The sequence below is a fragment of the Pseudomonas sp. DWP2-2 genome, assembly GCF_049897065.1.
Taxonomy (GTDB): domain Bacteria; phylum Pseudomonadota; class Gammaproteobacteria; order Pseudomonadales; family Pseudomonadaceae; genus Aquipseudomonas; species Aquipseudomonas paracarnis.
Map to the genome: position 1 here is coordinate 75,833 of NZ_JAFCVN010000015.1, position 14,022 is coordinate 89,854.

At 58.1% G+C, this 14,022-nt stretch carries 16 protein-coding genes; 5 read left to right on the forward strand and 11 right to left on the reverse strand.

The features are described 5' to 3' along the window. Positions 1-48 precede the first annotated feature (48 nt). Positions 49-660, forward strand: coding sequence for a TetR/AcrR family transcriptional regulator (locus ACP7CZ_RS24300; RefSeq protein ID WP_054898511.1), 612 nt, complete (start codon positions 49-51; stop codon positions 658-660). Here ACP7CZ_RS24300 and ACP7CZ_RS24305 read toward each other — a convergent pair. Next, a complete protein-coding gene (locus ACP7CZ_RS24305) occupies positions 647-793 on the reverse strand; it encodes a hypothetical protein (protein ID WP_169918921.1) in 147 nt (48 codons plus the stop codon). The two genes, ACP7CZ_RS24300 and ACP7CZ_RS24305, sit on opposite strands and share 14 nt — an antisense overlap. 170 nt (positions 794-963) lie before the next feature. Here ACP7CZ_RS24305 and ACP7CZ_RS24310 point away from each other — a divergent pair, with 170 nt between their 5' ends. Beyond that, a complete protein-coding gene (locus ACP7CZ_RS24310; protein WP_294363346.1) occupies positions 964-1,962 on the forward strand; it encodes an AraC family transcriptional regulator in 999 nt (332 codons plus the stop codon). A gap of 3 nt (positions 1,963-1,965) precedes the next feature. Next, positions 1,966-3,018 carry an AraC family transcriptional regulator gene (locus ACP7CZ_RS24315; protein WP_072446649.1) on the forward strand — a complete coding sequence of 351 codons (1,053 nt, stop codon included), beginning with the start codon at positions 1,966-1,968 and terminating at the stop codon, positions 3,016-3,018. Here ACP7CZ_RS24315 and ACP7CZ_RS24320 read toward each other — a convergent pair. The 3 genes from ACP7CZ_RS24320 to ACP7CZ_RS24330 are packed head-to-tail and all read right to left on the reverse strand — an operon-like array spanning position 2,983 to position 5,222. Beyond that, entirely contained in the window at positions 2,983-3,165 is a 183-nt protein-coding gene (locus ACP7CZ_RS24320; RefSeq protein ID WP_374225741.1) for a DUF1810 family protein, read from the reverse strand. The two genes, ACP7CZ_RS24315 and ACP7CZ_RS24320, sit on opposite strands and share 36 nt — an antisense overlap. Before the next feature lie 12 nt (positions 3,166-3,177). Continuing rightward, complete coding sequence (locus ACP7CZ_RS24325; RefSeq protein ID WP_054898508.1) at positions 3,178-4,485, reverse strand: sensor histidine kinase; 1,308 nt, start codon at positions 4,483-4,485, stop codon at positions 3,178-3,180. Further along, the gene (locus ACP7CZ_RS24330) at positions 4,482-5,222 is read right to left on the reverse strand and encodes a response regulator (RefSeq protein ID WP_054918946.1); all 741 of its coding nucleotides are present in this window, start codon (positions 5,220-5,222) and stop codon (positions 4,482-4,484) included. Before ACP7CZ_RS24330 ends, ACP7CZ_RS24325 begins: the two co-directional genes overlap by 4 nt. A gap of 304 nt (positions 5,223-5,526) precedes the next feature. Here ACP7CZ_RS24330 and ACP7CZ_RS24335 point away from each other — a divergent pair, with 304 nt between their 5' ends. Both ACP7CZ_RS24335 and ACP7CZ_RS24340 read left to right on the forward strand, forming a co-directional pair. After that, complete coding sequence (locus tag ACP7CZ_RS24335; RefSeq protein ID WP_252950499.1) at positions 5,527-5,787, forward strand: DUF2790 domain-containing protein; 261 nt, start codon at positions 5,527-5,529, stop codon at positions 5,785-5,787. A 29-nt stretch (positions 5,788-5,816) separates the two neighbouring features. After that, the gene (locus ACP7CZ_RS24340; protein ID WP_252950496.1) at positions 5,817-7,028 is read left to right on the forward strand and encodes a cytochrome c biogenesis protein DipZ; all 1,212 of its coding nucleotides are present in this window, start codon (positions 5,817-5,819) and stop codon (positions 7,026-7,028) included. Positions 7,029-7,127: 99 nt separating this feature from the next. On the opposite strand, the gene ACP7CZ_RS24345 is transcribed toward ACP7CZ_RS24340, so the two are convergent. The 7 genes from ACP7CZ_RS24345 to ACP7CZ_RS24375 all read right to left on the reverse strand — a co-directional run bounded on the left by ACP7CZ_RS24345 (position 7,128) and on the right by ACP7CZ_RS24375 (position 14,020). Continuing rightward, complete coding sequence (locus ACP7CZ_RS24345) at positions 7,128-8,546, reverse strand: aldehyde dehydrogenase family protein (protein ID WP_294165565.1); 1,419 nt, start codon at positions 8,544-8,546, stop codon at positions 7,128-7,130. Between the two features lie 189 nt (positions 8,547-8,735). After that, a complete protein-coding gene (locus tag ACP7CZ_RS24350; RefSeq protein WP_054918943.1) occupies positions 8,736-9,512 on the reverse strand; it encodes an alpha/beta fold hydrolase in 777 nt (258 codons plus the stop codon). A 25-nt stretch (positions 9,513-9,537) separates the two neighbouring features. Beyond that, the gene (locus ACP7CZ_RS24355; protein ID WP_054898502.1) at positions 9,538-10,047 is read right to left on the reverse strand and encodes a cytochrome P460 family protein; all 510 of its coding nucleotides are present in this window, start codon (positions 10,045-10,047) and stop codon (positions 9,538-9,540) included. A gap of 24 nt (positions 10,048-10,071) precedes the next feature. Then, positions 10,072-11,145 carry an alpha/beta fold hydrolase gene (locus ACP7CZ_RS24360; RefSeq protein ID WP_054898501.1) on the reverse strand — a complete coding sequence of 358 codons (1,074 nt, stop codon included), beginning with the start codon at positions 11,143-11,145 and terminating at the stop codon, positions 10,072-10,074. A gap of 62 nt (positions 11,146-11,207) precedes the next feature. After that, positions 11,208-12,575 (reverse strand): epoxide hydrolase family protein, encoded by a 1,368-nt coding sequence (locus tag ACP7CZ_RS24365; RefSeq protein ID WP_252950493.1) that lies wholly within the window; start codon positions 12,573-12,575, stop codon positions 11,208-11,210. A gap of 490 nt (positions 12,576-13,065) precedes the next feature. Then, a complete protein-coding gene (locus tag ACP7CZ_RS24370) occupies positions 13,066-13,314 on the reverse strand; it encodes a CsbD family protein (protein ID WP_014718439.1) in 249 nt (82 codons plus the stop codon). A 112-nt stretch (positions 13,315-13,426) separates the two neighbouring features. After that, entirely contained in the window at positions 13,427-14,020 is a 594-nt protein-coding gene (locus ACP7CZ_RS24375) for a hypothetical protein (RefSeq protein WP_294165577.1), read from the reverse strand. Between the last annotated feature and the right edge of the window lie 2 nt (positions 14,021-14,022).

Sequence of the window (14,022 nt, forward strand, 5' to 3'; positions counted from 1 at the left end):
ATATGAGAATATTGTGATCCCTGTATAAACATCGCTAAAGGCGTGGTGATGACACCCAATTCCCATGATGAACAAATGCTCAAGTCGCTGACTATGGCGGTTGTCAATCGCCCCCGGGCGACAATGAAAGAGCTGGCGCAACTGGCGGGCATGAGTAAAGCGACCCTGCACCGCTACTGTGGGACACGGGAAAATCTAGGGCAGAGACTGGAGGAGTACGCCGAAAGTACGCTCAATCTGATTATCCGCAGCGCCGGTTTGCAGCATCTGCAGCCCTTGGACGCGCTGCGTCGATTGATCCGCGAGCACTTGGCTCATCGCGAATTGCTTGCCTTTCTTATGGCGCAATACCGCCCAGACTTCCTCGACTTCGAACGGGGTGACACACGCTGGCAGTTTTACCTGGCGGCGCTAGACGAGTTCTTCCTCAGAGGTCAGCAAAGAGGACTGTTTCGCATCGACATTACCGCAGCGATTTTTACCGAGCTGTTCATCACCCTGGTCTACGGCTTGGTGGATGCCGAACAGCGCGGGCGTGCAGCCAACGCCGAGTCGGCCCGAACGCTGGAGCAAATGTTCCTGCACGGAGCACTTTCTAGTGGCGAGTTCCGCGAGCACGCCTCTGTGCAGGAGCACGCTTCAGTCCTCAGAAATGCGTGAAGGCATCGCTGATGCTGGCAACCGGCGGGTGATTGGCATGATGAACAACATTGTGGTCAGCGGGCCGTGGCTGAACATACAGCGCACCCGAAATCAGCGCGACCACCAGCAAAGCGAACAGAAACCGACGCATCGTATACCTCCATCGTCCAGCCTTGGGCCGAACGCAGGTCTTTTGTTATTGGTCGTTCGAGTGTGGTCTCGGGGCAAGGGTGAAAGCTTTGCATATCGCGCCAGAGATTTTGCATATCGTGCCAATACTTCTCAGGCCAAAGGCAGTATTTCATTCGAGAGGCTCAGATGATGTCCACAGTGCGTGGTGTTGCTTTGCTTGGTTTCAAGGCGTTTGCTACCAGTCAGGGGATTGATCCGGTTTCGGCGCTGGCGGAGGTAGACCTGCCCGAAGATCCGCTGAACGCTCAAATATCCGGCGCTCAATTCAATGCGTTGGTCCAGTTATGTGCGTTACGGTCGAGCAATCCCTTGTTCGGCTTACAGTTAGGCTTGCACCAAGGCACGCAAAGTCTAGGCACTCTGCTGTACGCCATGCGTAACGCGGCCAATGTGGGCGAATCGCTGAATCTGCTGACACGCTATTTCCATATACACAGTGACGGCGCACTAGTGCGCCTTGAACGCCGAGGCGGCAGTGCCCTTCTTGTGTACGAAGTCATTGACGGTACGTTGGCCTCAGTACATCAGACAGTGGAACTGGCGATGGGAGTTGCCGCATGCTTGCTCCGCGAACTGCTAGGGTACGCCTGGAAACCGAGAGCTCTGATGTTGCGCCACAGCGCTCCGGCCAGCCGCATTGCCTATCGCACGCTGCTGGGTGTCCCTCCGCGCTTTGACAGCACCGTCAATGCCTGGGTTTTCGATGAGTCATTACTGGCGAGACCTCTCGGAGCTACAGACGTCAGGTGTCAACTATTAGCCCAGCAACAGATCGACGAGTTAGCGCGCGTAACACTGCAAGAATTACCGTCTTATGTGCAAAAAAGGCTACGCAATGAGCTTGCCAGTGGTCCGGTCACGCTTCGCGACATGGCCAAGTACATGATGATCAGCCCGCGCACCTTGCAACGTTATCTTCGGGCACAAAACACGCGATTTCAGGAGCTGCTGGACGAAACGCGCCAGACGATGGCCGCACGCTACCTCTGCGACTCATCGATCAGCCTGACACAGCTGGCAGGTATGTTGGGTTATGCCGACCTGAGCACCTTTTCCCGGGCTTTCACGCGCTGGAATGGCGTCAGCCCGCAGAAGTGGAAGCAGCGCATGCAACAAACTCTTGGGTAAAAAATGGCGTCCAATCCATTTATTCGTGCAATCAGTCTGACAGGGTTCGATCAATTTGCCCGGCGTCAGGGTCTGGACCCAAGCCGTATACTGCTACAGGCCCGTGTGCCTGCGATGTCGCTGCAGCGCCCGGAAGATATCCTCTCCTTCCAACAATATTGCAGCTTGTTGCAAATGTGCCGGCAGCGTTCGAATAACGCATTGTTCGGCCTGGAATTCGGGCTCCACCAAGGTGTCGACGTCTTCGGTGATATGTTTTTCCTGATCCACAACGCTCGAACCATCGGCGATGCATTGCTCGAACTGCGCGCGAATTTCGGGCTGTACAACGGCGCGGCACAGGTTGATTTGGAGGTTGTCGAAGGCGTCGCGTTGCTGAGTTATCGAACCGATGAGATGTCGATTGTCGGATTGCCTCAAGCAGAAGAACTGGCGTGTGGTGTCGGTTTAAAACTGATGCTCGCGTTGGCGGGGGATCAATGGCAACCTGAGGCGGTAATGCTTCGTCATCCGCCCCTTGCCGATGAGTGGGGCTATCGCCAGGCACTGGGTATTACACCAACGTTCTCAGCAGCACGTACTGGTCTGCTATTTGACGCATGCGTGCTGGCGCAACCACTGGATCGCTCCAGCGAAGCACTACATCAGATTCTTGCTACACATCTATCAGGTATAGAGCGCTTGTCGACAGACGTGATGCCTGGCTACGTCAGGCAATTGCTGCGTAACTTGTTGCCCAGCGGACGTGCAACGATCGACAAGGTGGCCGATTGCATGGCAGTCACCCCAAGAACCTTGCAGCGCCACTTGGCTCAAGAAAATACGTCTTTTCAGCAGTTGCTGGATGAGACTCGCCAACAACTGGCACGCAATTACCTGCTGGTTCCGACAGTCAGTCTTACACACGTGGCGCATCTGCTGGGTTACGCCGATGTCAGCACTTTTTCGCGGGCGTTTCATCGCTGGTTTGGTATGTCTGCGCTTGAGTGGTGCAGCCAGTCGGGGGTGAGCAGGCAGCCTTTATTGATTACGAGCCGGATGAAAGATCAGCTTTGAGCGGAGCGACCCAGCCCCTGCGTTTGCGGGGAAGACAAACCACGTCCAATGGCTCGTCTTGCGGCCCGCGCGCAGCTCGTCCATGACCCGACTGAACACCCGGCGCTGCGCCTCGACGAAACGGGACAGATTGAACGAATCCTGCATTATTCGCTCCTCCTACGATGAGCGCGTCGGTAATCTCAGTTCAGCGCACAGTCCGCCGCCTTCGCGGTTTCTCAAGGTCAGGGTGCCGCCGAGGGCTTGTGCCAGTTGCTGGGCGATAGCCAGGCCCAGGCCCGTGCCGCCGGTGCTGCGGTTGCGCGAATTTTCCACGCGGTAAAATGGCTCAATCACACGGGCCAGCTCCTCTTCGGCAATGCCGGGACCACGATCCATCACGGTCACCGAGAGGCTGTCGCCCTCCTTCGGCTCGACCCGCAGTTGCGCTGCACCGGCGAATTTGAGCGCGTTATCCGTGAGGTTTACTAGCACTCGGCGCAGCGCGTGGGGCCGCGTGTGAATCACTGCGTTGCTTTTGCCGCTGAGCTGCACGTCCTTGCCCATGTCCTGGTAGTCGAACACGAGGCTGTCGAGGAATGAATCAAGATCGGTACGGCGGCTTTCCTCGGTGGCGCCATGCACGCTGCGGGCATAGGCAACGCCTTCACGCACCAGATGTTCCATCTCGCCGAGGTCATTCCACAATTTGTCTTTGTCACCGCAGTCGTCCATCAACTCGGCACGCAGCTTCATGCGCGTGATCGGGGTTTGCAGGTCGTGGGAAATCGCCGCCAGCAGTTGCATGCGTTCTTTCAGATAGGCCGCAATGCGCGCCTGCATGGCATTGAAGGCGATGGCAGCGTGTGCGACTTCGGTCGGGCCTTGTTCATCCAGATGCACCGGGTGAGTGTTGGGATCAAGGTTTTCCACGGCCTGGGCCAGGCGGGTCAGCGGGCGTATGGCAATACGCACAGCCAGCCACGTGCATAGAATCATCAAGGCCAACTGGCCCAGCAAAACCACCGGCAGCCACGGCGACAACGGCACCATCGAGGGGCGCACGTCGATGGTCACCGGGCTGCCGTCGGCCAGTTTCAGATGGACCTGGAAATGTTTGATCGGCCCGGGAATGTCTGTCACGGTCATCGGGTAATCCTTGCCGATGGCCTCCTTGATCGAGGTCACTGCAATCGGCGTGTCACGCAGAGCGACGCCTGGCGAGCCTTCGTCGAGCAAATAGCGGTAATTGCGTCGATCCAGTTGTTTCAACCAACTCATGCGTTCCTCGGCGGGCAAGCGGTCAAGGATGGCAATGGACGTCGACACGTCGGTTTCCAGGTTACCGAGCATGGTGTTTTTCGCGGTTTCGTAACGCTCGTAATACTGCACGCCGAAGGACAAGGCCTGCGCCAGGGTCAACCCGACCAGAAAGATCAGCGACAGCCGCGAGATGAGGGTACGAGGCCAATGCAGCGAAGGCTTCATGCCGGTGCTCCAAGCACTTCCACTGGCAGCGAGAAGACATACCCTTCGCTGCGCACGGTTTTGATGTAAGCCGGCTCGCGGGCATCGTCAAGCAGGCGTTGGCGCAGGCGGCTGACCAGCAGATCAATGGAACGGTCAAACAGGTCGGCGTCACGGCCCTGGGTCAGGTTGAGCAACTGGTCGCGATTGAGTACCCGTTGCGGATGGTCGAGGAACACCCGCAGCAGGCGATATTCAGCGCCGCTGAGGGCGACCATGGTGCCGTCTTCATCAAGCAGATGGCGGGCGGAGGTGTCCAGGCGCCAGCGCCCGAACCCCAGCAACCTTCCGGTTTCGGTAACGACCAGGTTGGGCGGCAGCATGCGCGTACGGCGCAGCACAGCGTTGATGCGCGCCAGCAATTCACGGGCGGCGAACGGCTTGACCAGGTAATCGTCGGCGCCCATTTCCAAGCCGATGATGCGATCGGTTTCGTCGTTGCGGGCGGTCAGCATCAGCACCGGCGTGGCCTTGTGTTTGCCGGCGCGAATGTCGCGGCAGAGCACCAGGCCATCGTCGCCGGGCATCATGATGTCCAGCACGATCAGGTCTACCGGCGTGGCCTCGAGAAACGAGCGCATCTGGCGGCCATCGGCAACCACGGTGGTCCGCAGGCCGTTCTTCTTCAGGTAGTTGCCTACCATCTCTCGAATCTCACGGTCATCGTCCACGATGAGGATGTGATCAACGTGTTCCATGGGCCAAGCCTCTGTCATTGGAAATTGCGGCTCAGTCTATAGAGGCTGAGCCCGTTCGCCCGCGGCGGTTTGTATTGCAGTGTATCTGCTGTGGCGAAGGATACATGCAGAGGCAAAAACAACAATTTCCTAGGTTTTGTATGGCTGTGTATCGGGACGGGGTCCTGATACGAACCGATTTATCCGCGCCTGTTTTTGACACAGACGAGATACCTCGCGGGCTTCTAATGAGCCACATCGAGGCCAACCCAAGCGCCTCGACTCAACTGAACGACCCAACCCATGAAGCCTTGAGGAAACGACCATGAACACCAATACCCTCTATGCCACTTGCCTGTTTGCCGCCCTGAATATCTGCACCTTCTCGGCCCGCGCCGAAGCCGACGTCACGCCGCAGACCTACACCTACGGCACGCACCTGGACATCCAGAAACTAGTGGCATTGACACAGGATGCCGGGGCTGCCTGCGGCATTGTCGATGCCCAGCTGACCTACCTGAATTCGCAGGACAAGACCGAGATCCTGAACTACCGCAAATTTGCCGAATGCCACAGCGATAACTGAGCCCTGCCCACATTCATCAGGAGATCCTTATGTTCATCATCGCATTCCTGGGCGGCTTATTGACCGTCCTCAGCCCTTGTATCCTGCCGGTCGTGCCATTTCTGTTCGCCGGTATCGACCGCACACGCTCCTCGATCCTGCTTACCCTTGGCGGCATGGTTCTGACCTTCGCGCTGATTTCCAGCCTGGCCGTGGTCAGCAGTGAATGGGTGATTCAGGCCAACAACGCCGGGCGTCATGTGGCACTGGTGGTGATGGCGCTGTTTGCCTTTTCGCTGATCTCGGCACGAATCAGTGGCTGGCTGGCCAGCCCGTTCGTGTTACTGGGCAACCGCCTCGACCCCCAGACGCGCAAAATGTCCGGGCCGCTGGGTTCACTGATGATCGGCGTCGCCACCGGCCTGCTCTGGGCGCCGTGCGCCGGGCCTATCCTCGGGGTGATCCTTACCGGCGCCATGCTGCAAGGCGCCAATGCGCAAACCAGCCTGCTGCTGGTGGCCTACGGCCTGGGCAGTGCACTGTCGTTGGGTACGCTGATTTTCGCCGGACGCGGTTTAGTCAATCGCCTGAAGGCCTCGATTCCGGTCACTGGTTGGCTGCGGCGCGTCACCGGTTTTGCGGTCCTGGCCGCAGCGCTGATGATTTCTACCGGTGCCGACAAGACGCTGTTGGCCGGGGCGTCGTCCGAAGGCGTCAGCGTGCTGGAAAAAGGCGTGCTGCAAAGCGTCCCCAAAGTCGTCGAATACTTGGTAAGCAAGGCCAAGGCCGAACCCACCCTCGACAACGCCCAAGGCCCGATGCCGTCGCTGTCCGGCGCGGTGGAATGGCTCAATTCGCCCGCGCTGACCAGTGAATCGCTCAGAGGCAAAGTGGTGCTCGTCGATTTCTGGACTTACGACTGCATCAATTGCCAGCACACCCTGCCGTACGTGAAGGACTGGGCGCGGAAGTACGAGAAGGATGGCTTGGTGGTAATCGGCGTCCACACCCCGGAATACGGTTTTGAACGCATCATCAGCAATGTCAGGGATGAGGTGAAAAAGCTCGGCATCACTTACCCGGTAGCCATCGATAACAACTACGCGATCTGGCGCAACTTCGATAACCAGTACTGGCCCGCGCACTACCTGATCGACGCCAAAGGGCAAGTGCGTTTCACCCACTTCGGAGAAGGTCGCTACGAGACGCAGGAAAAGATGATTCAGCAACTGCTGCAGGAGGCGAAAGCTCCAGCCGCGTAACCCTTGAAAACCCATGGCCCACAGGCAACGTGCTGTGGGCCATTAGCTTTTTCTCCTGCGGCCTGGGTTGCGCGACCACCCTCTCCCGCCAACCCCAGGCTAATCTGACACGATGCTTTTGGCCTCAAGAAATGCTTCCAGCCCAAAGACTCCAAACTCCCGGCCGACACCGGACTGCTTTACCCCGCCGAACGGCGCCAGCAGCTCTGGCGAAATTCTGTTGATCAACACCGAGCCGGCCTGCAGCTGGGTCGCCAGGCGTTGGGCACGTTCCGGTTGCCGGGTAAACACATAAGCCTGCAAACCGTAGAGACTGGCATTGGCAATAGCGATCGCCTGTTCTTGCGAGTCATACGCAATGATCGATAGCACCGGGCCGAAAATCTCCTCTTGCGCGATGTCCATGTCATTGCTGACGTCGGCAAAGACCGTAGGCCTGACGAAATAGCCCTTGTCCAAGCCGGTCGGCCTGCCCTCCCCGCCGATAATCAACGTCGCGCCTTGCGCCTGCCCGCGGCGGATGAAAGCTTGTACGCGGTCGAATTGGGCGCGATTGACCAGCGGCCCGAGAGCAGTGGCCGGATCCTGCGGATCGCCGACGACCATCGCTTCAACCAGGCTTTTCACGCGCTTGATAATGTCCTCGGCGTGCGAGCGTGGCACCAGCAGACGTGTGCCTGCGACACATGCCTGACCGTTGTTCATGAACGCAGCATTCAGAGCCAGGGGAATGGCGATGTCGAGATCGGCGTCATCCAGGATGATAGAGGCCGACTTCCCCGTGAGCGACAGGCTCACTCGCTTCATGGTCTCGATTCCGGCAAGTGCAATGAGCTTCCCGGTGGCGGTGGACCCGGTGAATGAAATTTTCGCGATGAGTGGGCTGGCGCTGATTTCGTCACCCACGTCACTGCCGCGTCCCAACAGAATATTGAAAACCCCGTTGGGCAACTCTGCGCGATGCAACGCTTGGGCGAGCACGGTGGTTTGCAAGGGGCTCAACTCGCTCGGTTTGATGACCGAGGCACAACCCGCCGCGATGGCCGATGCCAGTTTGCTGCATATCGTCCCGGCGGTGCTGTTCCAGGGGGCAAACAGCGCCGCGACTCCGACCGGCTCCATCACCACGGTAGCGTCACCGACCGAACGACTCAGGTCGAAGTGTTTCAACACCTGCGCCGCATTGGTAAATGACTGCGAAGCGTAGCGACTGACCCATTGCGCACGGGCAAACGGCGCACCGTACTCTTCGATGGCGGTATCGCGAATTTCATTCGTGCTCGCCAGCACGGCAGCCTGCAACTGCTCGAGCATGTCGATACGCTCGGCCTTGGAGGTGCGGCCCATCGCGACTTGAGCATGCGAAGCCGCCGCGATAGCGCGCCTGGCATCTTCACGATCAGCCAGAGTGAGCGTACCGATGACCGCCTCGGTAGCCGGATTGATGCATTGCACCGTTTCATTGCCCTGGACGGGAACGAATGCTCCGTCAATGTAACTGTGATTGATCTTCCACATCGTGGCGTACCTGATTGATTGCGGTTGCCCGCGATAAGCACAACGCCCGGTATGCCCAGGCGTTGGCCGCGTCGAATCCCCCCTCTCCCGCGTTTCAGCGTTGCACAACTTCAAAACGAAACCCGCCGGGCGACGTGCAAAACTCGCCTCGGCGTAGAGCGCTGAAAACGCCGCTTCGCCCTTGGCGTGTCATTTCGCCGTGGCGGCTTTTTCGATGAGGCGGGCAACCGGTTCCGGGTTCGAAACCATCACGACATGGGAAGCGCCCTTGACCACTTCCACGGCTTTGGCAGCGGCGCGCTTGGCCATGAATGCCATGGCTTGCGGGGGAATGTTCTTGTCCTTGTCGCCGTAGATGTACCAGGAAGGAATATGCTTCCAGGCAGGGCTGCCGGATGCTTCGTTGAGCGCCGCTTCCGTTACCGGGCGTTGGGTGGCGGCCATCAATGCCGCCTCTTTCGCGGGGACGTCAGCGGCGAACTGGTTGTGAAATTTATCCTGCTGGATGTACAAGTCCTTGCCCCCATCGGCCAACGGTACAGGCGCAGCCAGCGTTGGACCCAGCGTGCTGCCCGGGAATTTGCCGGCCAGCCCGGCGACGGTTTCCCCGGCCTCAGGTGCAAACGCACTGACGTAAACCAGGGCTTTGACGTTTGCATGATCGTTGGCCGCATCACTGATAACGTTGCCGCCATAGGAGTGGCCGACCAACACCACCGGCGAATGAATGCTCGTCAGCAATGCCGAGATTGCCGAACCATCGCTCTTTACACCGCGCAATGGGTTGGCAGCGGCAACCACCGGGTAACCGTCCTTCTCGAGAATCTTCACGACGCCATTCCAACTCGACGCATCGGCAAAGGCGCCATGTACGAGCACAATCGTGGGTTTTTCAGTTTGCGACCAGGCGTGTGTCGCCATGCTCAGGCTGACGGCGACGGCCAGTGCGGTTAATACTTTTTTCATTGTTGACTCCGGGTTTGACGGGAAATCAGGGAGCGAAGCGCGTGAAGACAAAGTCGTGATTACGCACTCGCGCCTGGTGACAGGCGAAGCAGGTTTCGTGTTGGGCTTCATCGGCCGGTTTACCGTTGATAAACCGCCCGAATCCCCAGCCACCGGTTGCTGCATATCTTTTCGAGTCCTTGACCATCACCTGCACGGTGGTGGCCGGCCCCGGGATGGACGCCGGCTCGAATTCCGGAGACTGCACATGTTTCCAGGCCAGCTTTACCAGCACCGTGCCATCAGGGAACGGCAGCGTAGAATCCTGATAAGCCTTGATGGCCAAGTCATTGCCCACCACGGCTCGCAGTTCGTTCAGGGGGGCCGCTTCCTGCGCCGGCGCAATCAGCGGCCATAGGCGGTAGTTTTCAGGCAGTTTCACGCCATAGATCGGCGAGGCGTCGCCCTTACTGGCGTCGCCCGCGGCAACACCGGTAGCCGTCAACGCTGCGATTGCAATGGCAGCCGACATCGCGGCCAGAAATTTCAGCTTCATTCTCGCCATCCTCTCAGCCGGTTTTCAAAGATGATCGGCGTCGATCACCGCCTGGGCGAAGGCTTTCGGCGCTTCCTGCGGCAAGTTGTGGCCTACTCCACCGGTGATCAATCGGTACTCATACTTGCCAGTGAAGCGCTTGGCGTACGCTTCGGCAGGTGGATGCGGTGCGCCGTTCGCATCACCTTCCAGGGTGATGGTGGGCACGCTGATGGATGGAAATGCCGCGAGTTTCTTCTCCAGCGCGTCGTATCTGGCCTCGCCCTTGACCAACCCCAGGCGCCAGCGATAGTTGAAAATCGACACGGCCACGTGATCAGGGTTTTGCAAGGACGCCGCGCTGCGCTCATAAGTGGCGTCGTCGAAATTCCACTGTGGCGACGCCAGCTTCCAGATGAGCTTGGCGAAGTCATGGGTGTTTTTCTCGTAGCCCAGGCGCCCACGCTCGGTCGCGAAGTAGAACTGGTACCACCACTGCAGTTCGGCGGCTGGCGGCAATGGCGCCTTGCCCGCCTCTTGGCTGCCTATCAAATAACCGCTCACAGCGACCAGGGCTTTCACTCTTTCCGGCCACAGTGCGGCAACGATATCTGCAGTGCGGGCGCCCCAGTCAAACCCACCCAGCACCGCCGTCTTGATTTTCAGCGCGTCCATGAAGTCGATCAGGTCGGTCGCCAGCGCAGCAGGTTGACCATTGCGAGCAGTCTTGGCCGAGAGAAAATGCGTATCGCCATAACCACGCGCAGAAGGGATCAACACTCGATATCCCTTGCCCGCCAAAGCAGGAGCGACATCAGCGTATGCGTTGATATCGTAGGGCCAGCCGTGCAACAAAATGACCACAGGACCATCGGCTGGGCCGAGTTCCGCGTAAGAAACGTTCAGCAGCCCCGCTTTCACATGCTTAAGTGCACCGAGAGAGGTGTGAGCTCCCGGGGTGATAGCCCCAATGGTGGACGCGGGTACATCAGCCGCGCTGGCTTGGGAAAAACCGACAGCCACCGCCGCGAATTGCAGCACCGCTGCTGCCAACAGCGATGGGGCAAGACCCCGCAGGCGGCTGGATTTATTTTGATTGTTCAGCAAGGTCATCTCCATGGTATTTCTCCGTAGCGAGCCGCCGAATAGCGGCCAGGTGTGTTGGCTGGGTTGCGTGTGAGCTACTGGGCTGTCTTCGTTGCGCTCAGCTTGGCGCGCAGCGGCCGGAAGGCCTCCCGCAACTCTTCGCTGAACAATTGAGGTTGCTCCCAGGAAGCGAAGTGGCCGCCCTTGTTAACCTCGCTGTAGTAGGAAAGTGATGGGTAAGCGCGTTGCGCCCAGCTTTTAGGCGCCTGATAGATCTCGTGCGGGAAGACCGTGATCGCCACCGGCACCTTGATGCTTGCGGTGTTCTGCGCGGCAGCGCTGAAATTGTTGTTGTTGTTTTCCCAGTAGAAACGCGATGACGATGCGCCTGCGTTCGTCAGCCAGTACAGGCTTATATCGTCCAGCATCTCGTCACGGCTCAATACCCGTTCAGGCTGGCCATCACTGTCCGTCCACGCGGCGATTTTTTCGTACATCCACGCCGCAGTTCCGGTAGGCGAATCGGCCAGCAGGTAACCGATAGTCTGCGGGCGCGTAACCATCATCGCGCCGTATGCTGCATTGCGGCCGAAGAAGGTGCTCAAGGAATCAAACGCCTTGCGTTCAGGCTCAGTGAGCCCGACAGGGGCCGGGTCACCACTATTGATCGGCTTGACCAATTCGGGCGGGATGGTGGCCGGCATGTTCAAGTGAATGCCCAACAGCCCCGGCGGATTCAGGCGGCCCAATGCATCCGATATGACCGAACCGTGATCTCCGCCCTGGGAAACATAGTGGGTATAACCCAGACGCTTGATGAGCACATCCCAAGCCTTCGCGACCCGATCCGGCCCCCAGCCCAATTCAGTTGGCTTACCGGAAAAACCGTGTCCCGGAATCGATGGAATGATCACGTCGAACGAATCTTCAACCTTACCGCCGTAAGCAACGGGATCCGTCAGAGGACCGATCGTCTTCAGGAACTCAAACTGTGAGCCAGGCCATCCGTGTGTCAGAAGCAGCGGCATCGCGTTGGGGTTTGGCGAGCGAACATGGATGAATTGAATATCCACGCCGTCGATAGTCGTGATGAATTCAGGCAGCGCATTGAGCTTCGCTTCGGCCTTGCGCCAGTCATAGCCGCTGCCCCAATACTTCACCAGCGCCTGGACCTGGGCCAGCTGCACGCCTTGGGAAACGTCACTGACGGTCTCTTTGTCCGGCCAGCGGGTCGCCGCAATGCGCTTTTTCAGATCGGTCAATTGCGCTTCATCGACGTGAATTCGATAAGGTCTAATCGATTCGGGACTGGTCGAGGCCGAGCTGGCAACTGACGCATCGGCGGCCGGGCCAGCAGCCCAGGCACCACCGCTGCCGGCTATCAGGGCCAATCCCAAAGCGCCCATTCTCACGGAAGAAGCCATACAATGGCGCCAGGTGAAACCGAACGTAGCTGCAGGCATTTTGAATTTCCTATAAGTCATTGGTCGACAACGTCGCGAAACGCGCAGAGATAGCCGCGAGTTAAATGAGTCATCCATTGGAGAAGGTTTGCGCCTTCTCGATGGGTTCATTTAATGCCCCGTAGGTATCCCGTATGTGTCATCAACCGACTTAAAGGAATCGCTGTGTATCTATCCAAAGCGCAGATACAAAACGATACAAACCGACCACTCGCTCATAAAAAAACCAATGCCCCGACTTGTCGGGGCATTGGCTTTTCTGGGACCTGGAAAACATAAGGGCTTTTCAGCCCATCAAGCTCGGCAAAGGGCATAGAGACCGCGTCGATTGCTAGGCAGCATGACTTGGCTACCCAAGGAACAGGCAGATACCCCGCTCCACTTCACGCCCTTCCACGCCTGCAAGAAACTCCAGAAATTTGCCCCTGATTCTGGTTAGCGTTCACCATCGTCTCTACCGTGCCAGCAATCTTATTGAAGCTACTGCTGCTCAGCGACCAAGCAATCTTTTCAGCACCAGTAGAGCAACAGCCCCGATTGCCAGTGCAGCAACCGGTTTTTCCTTGACGAATGTAGAAACGCTGTCCAGTGCGTCACCATAGGTTTGCGTCAGTTGACCCGCAGCCTGGCGTCCAGCGCCCTCAGCTTCCAACTTCGAATCACCAAAAAGCTTCCCGACTGCGCTCTGCGCTTTGCCAGCAACCTTTTCTACAACGCCTTCTACCTGTTCGCTCTTCATGATTAACCAAACCTTCGTGTGTGATTGGGTAACCCAGGAAAACCCCGGGCTTGAGGCAACGTGCAAAGCGTTAGGTGGACAGGCTTAGTGATTAGTTCAAAGTTGATGAAGCTCACTTGGTCCAGATCAACCGATAAGTCTTCTTCCCTGTAGCGGCATCGTGATAGGGATTTTCGCCCGGGACCTCTCGCGTGCGCACGCACGGGCGTCCCTCGCAGTCAATAATGGCAGCGTCACCACCCTGGCGTTTCAACGCTTCTATGTTTTGCTCAAGCACCGCTAACTCTCGTTGCCTTTGCGCAATCTCATCGGTGCTGGGGACCGCAAAGAAAAACAGCAACGCCAGAGGCAATACCACACCTAGATGAATAGCGAAGATGCTGAGCCAGAATCGACGCTTAAGGCTGTCACTGGCGGCCTGGTACTTTTGCGCCGCATCAAGCGCAGCGGCATCGGCCTGTCTGAACTTGCCAATCAACTGCTCGGCCGCCTTTGAAGCCACTGAATCTGCGATCTGCGCCGCTGAAGCGCCCAGTATCGTCGGAATCTGTTGCAGGCTCTGCTCAACACGTTTTTCCAGATAGCCAAGGCGCGCAATCGCCTGCTCAGCGGCTTTTCTGTCATTTTCCGCTGCGCTCATGATGCCCTTGGCAGCAACGACCATGGCCCGCAGGCTGAGGTCATTTTCGTTCACGTGTTCGTCCATGG

Coding starts and splice junctions, on each gene's coding strand:
- ACP7CZ_RS24345 (WP_294165565.1), bottom strand. CDS start 8,546: ATGTGGAAGATCAATCACAGTTACATTGACGGAGCATTCGTTCCCGTC.
- ACP7CZ_RS24330 (WP_054918946.1), bottom strand. CDS start 5,222: ATGGAACACGTTGATCACATCCTCATCGTGGACGATGACCGTGAGATT.
- ACP7CZ_RS24360 (WP_054898501.1), bottom strand. CDS start 11,145: ATGGAGATGACCTTGCTGAACAATCAAAATAAATCCAGCCGCCTGCGG.
- ACP7CZ_RS24305 (WP_169918921.1), bottom strand. CDS start 793: ATGCGTCGGTTTCTGTTCGCTTTGCTGGTGGTCGCGCTGATTTCGGGT.
- ACP7CZ_RS24320 (WP_374225741.1), bottom strand. CDS start 3,165: ATGCAGGATTCGTTCAATCTGTCCCGTTTCGTCGAGGCGCAGCGCCGG.
- ACP7CZ_RS24370 (WP_014718439.1), bottom strand. CDS start 13,314: ATGAAGAGCGAACAGGTAGAAGGCGTTGTAGAAAAGGTTGCTGGCAAA.
- ACP7CZ_RS24340 (WP_252950496.1), top strand. CDS start 5,817: ATGTTCATCATCGCATTCCTGGGCGGCTTATTGACCGTCCTCAGCCCT.
- ACP7CZ_RS24350 (WP_054918943.1), bottom strand. CDS start 9,512: ATGAAAAAAGTATTAACCGCACTGGCCGTCGCCGTCAGCCTGAGCATG.
- ACP7CZ_RS24300 (WP_054898511.1), top strand. CDS start 49: ATGACACCCAATTCCCATGATGAACAAATGCTCAAGTCGCTGACTATG.
- ACP7CZ_RS24315 (WP_072446649.1), top strand. CDS start 1,966: ATGGCGTCCAATCCATTTATTCGTGCAATCAGTCTGACAGGGTTCGAT.
- ACP7CZ_RS24325 (WP_054898508.1), bottom strand. CDS start 4,485: ATGAAGCCTTCGCTGCATTGGCCTCGTACCCTCATCTCGCGGCTGTCG.
- ACP7CZ_RS24375 (WP_294165577.1), bottom strand. CDS start 14,020: ATGGACGAACACGTGAACGAAAATGACCTCAGCCTGCGGGCCATGGTC.
- ACP7CZ_RS24310 (WP_294363346.1), top strand. CDS start 964: ATGTCCACAGTGCGTGGTGTTGCTTTGCTTGGTTTCAAGGCGTTTGCT.
- ACP7CZ_RS24355 (WP_054898502.1), bottom strand. CDS start 10,047: ATGAAGCTGAAATTTCTGGCCGCGATGTCGGCTGCCATTGCAATCGCA.
- ACP7CZ_RS24335 (WP_252950499.1), top strand. CDS start 5,527: ATGAACACCAATACCCTCTATGCCACTTGCCTGTTTGCCGCCCTGAAT.
- ACP7CZ_RS24365 (WP_252950493.1), bottom strand. CDS start 12,575: ATGCCTGCAGCTACGTTCGGTTTCACCTGGCGCCATTGTATGGCTTCT.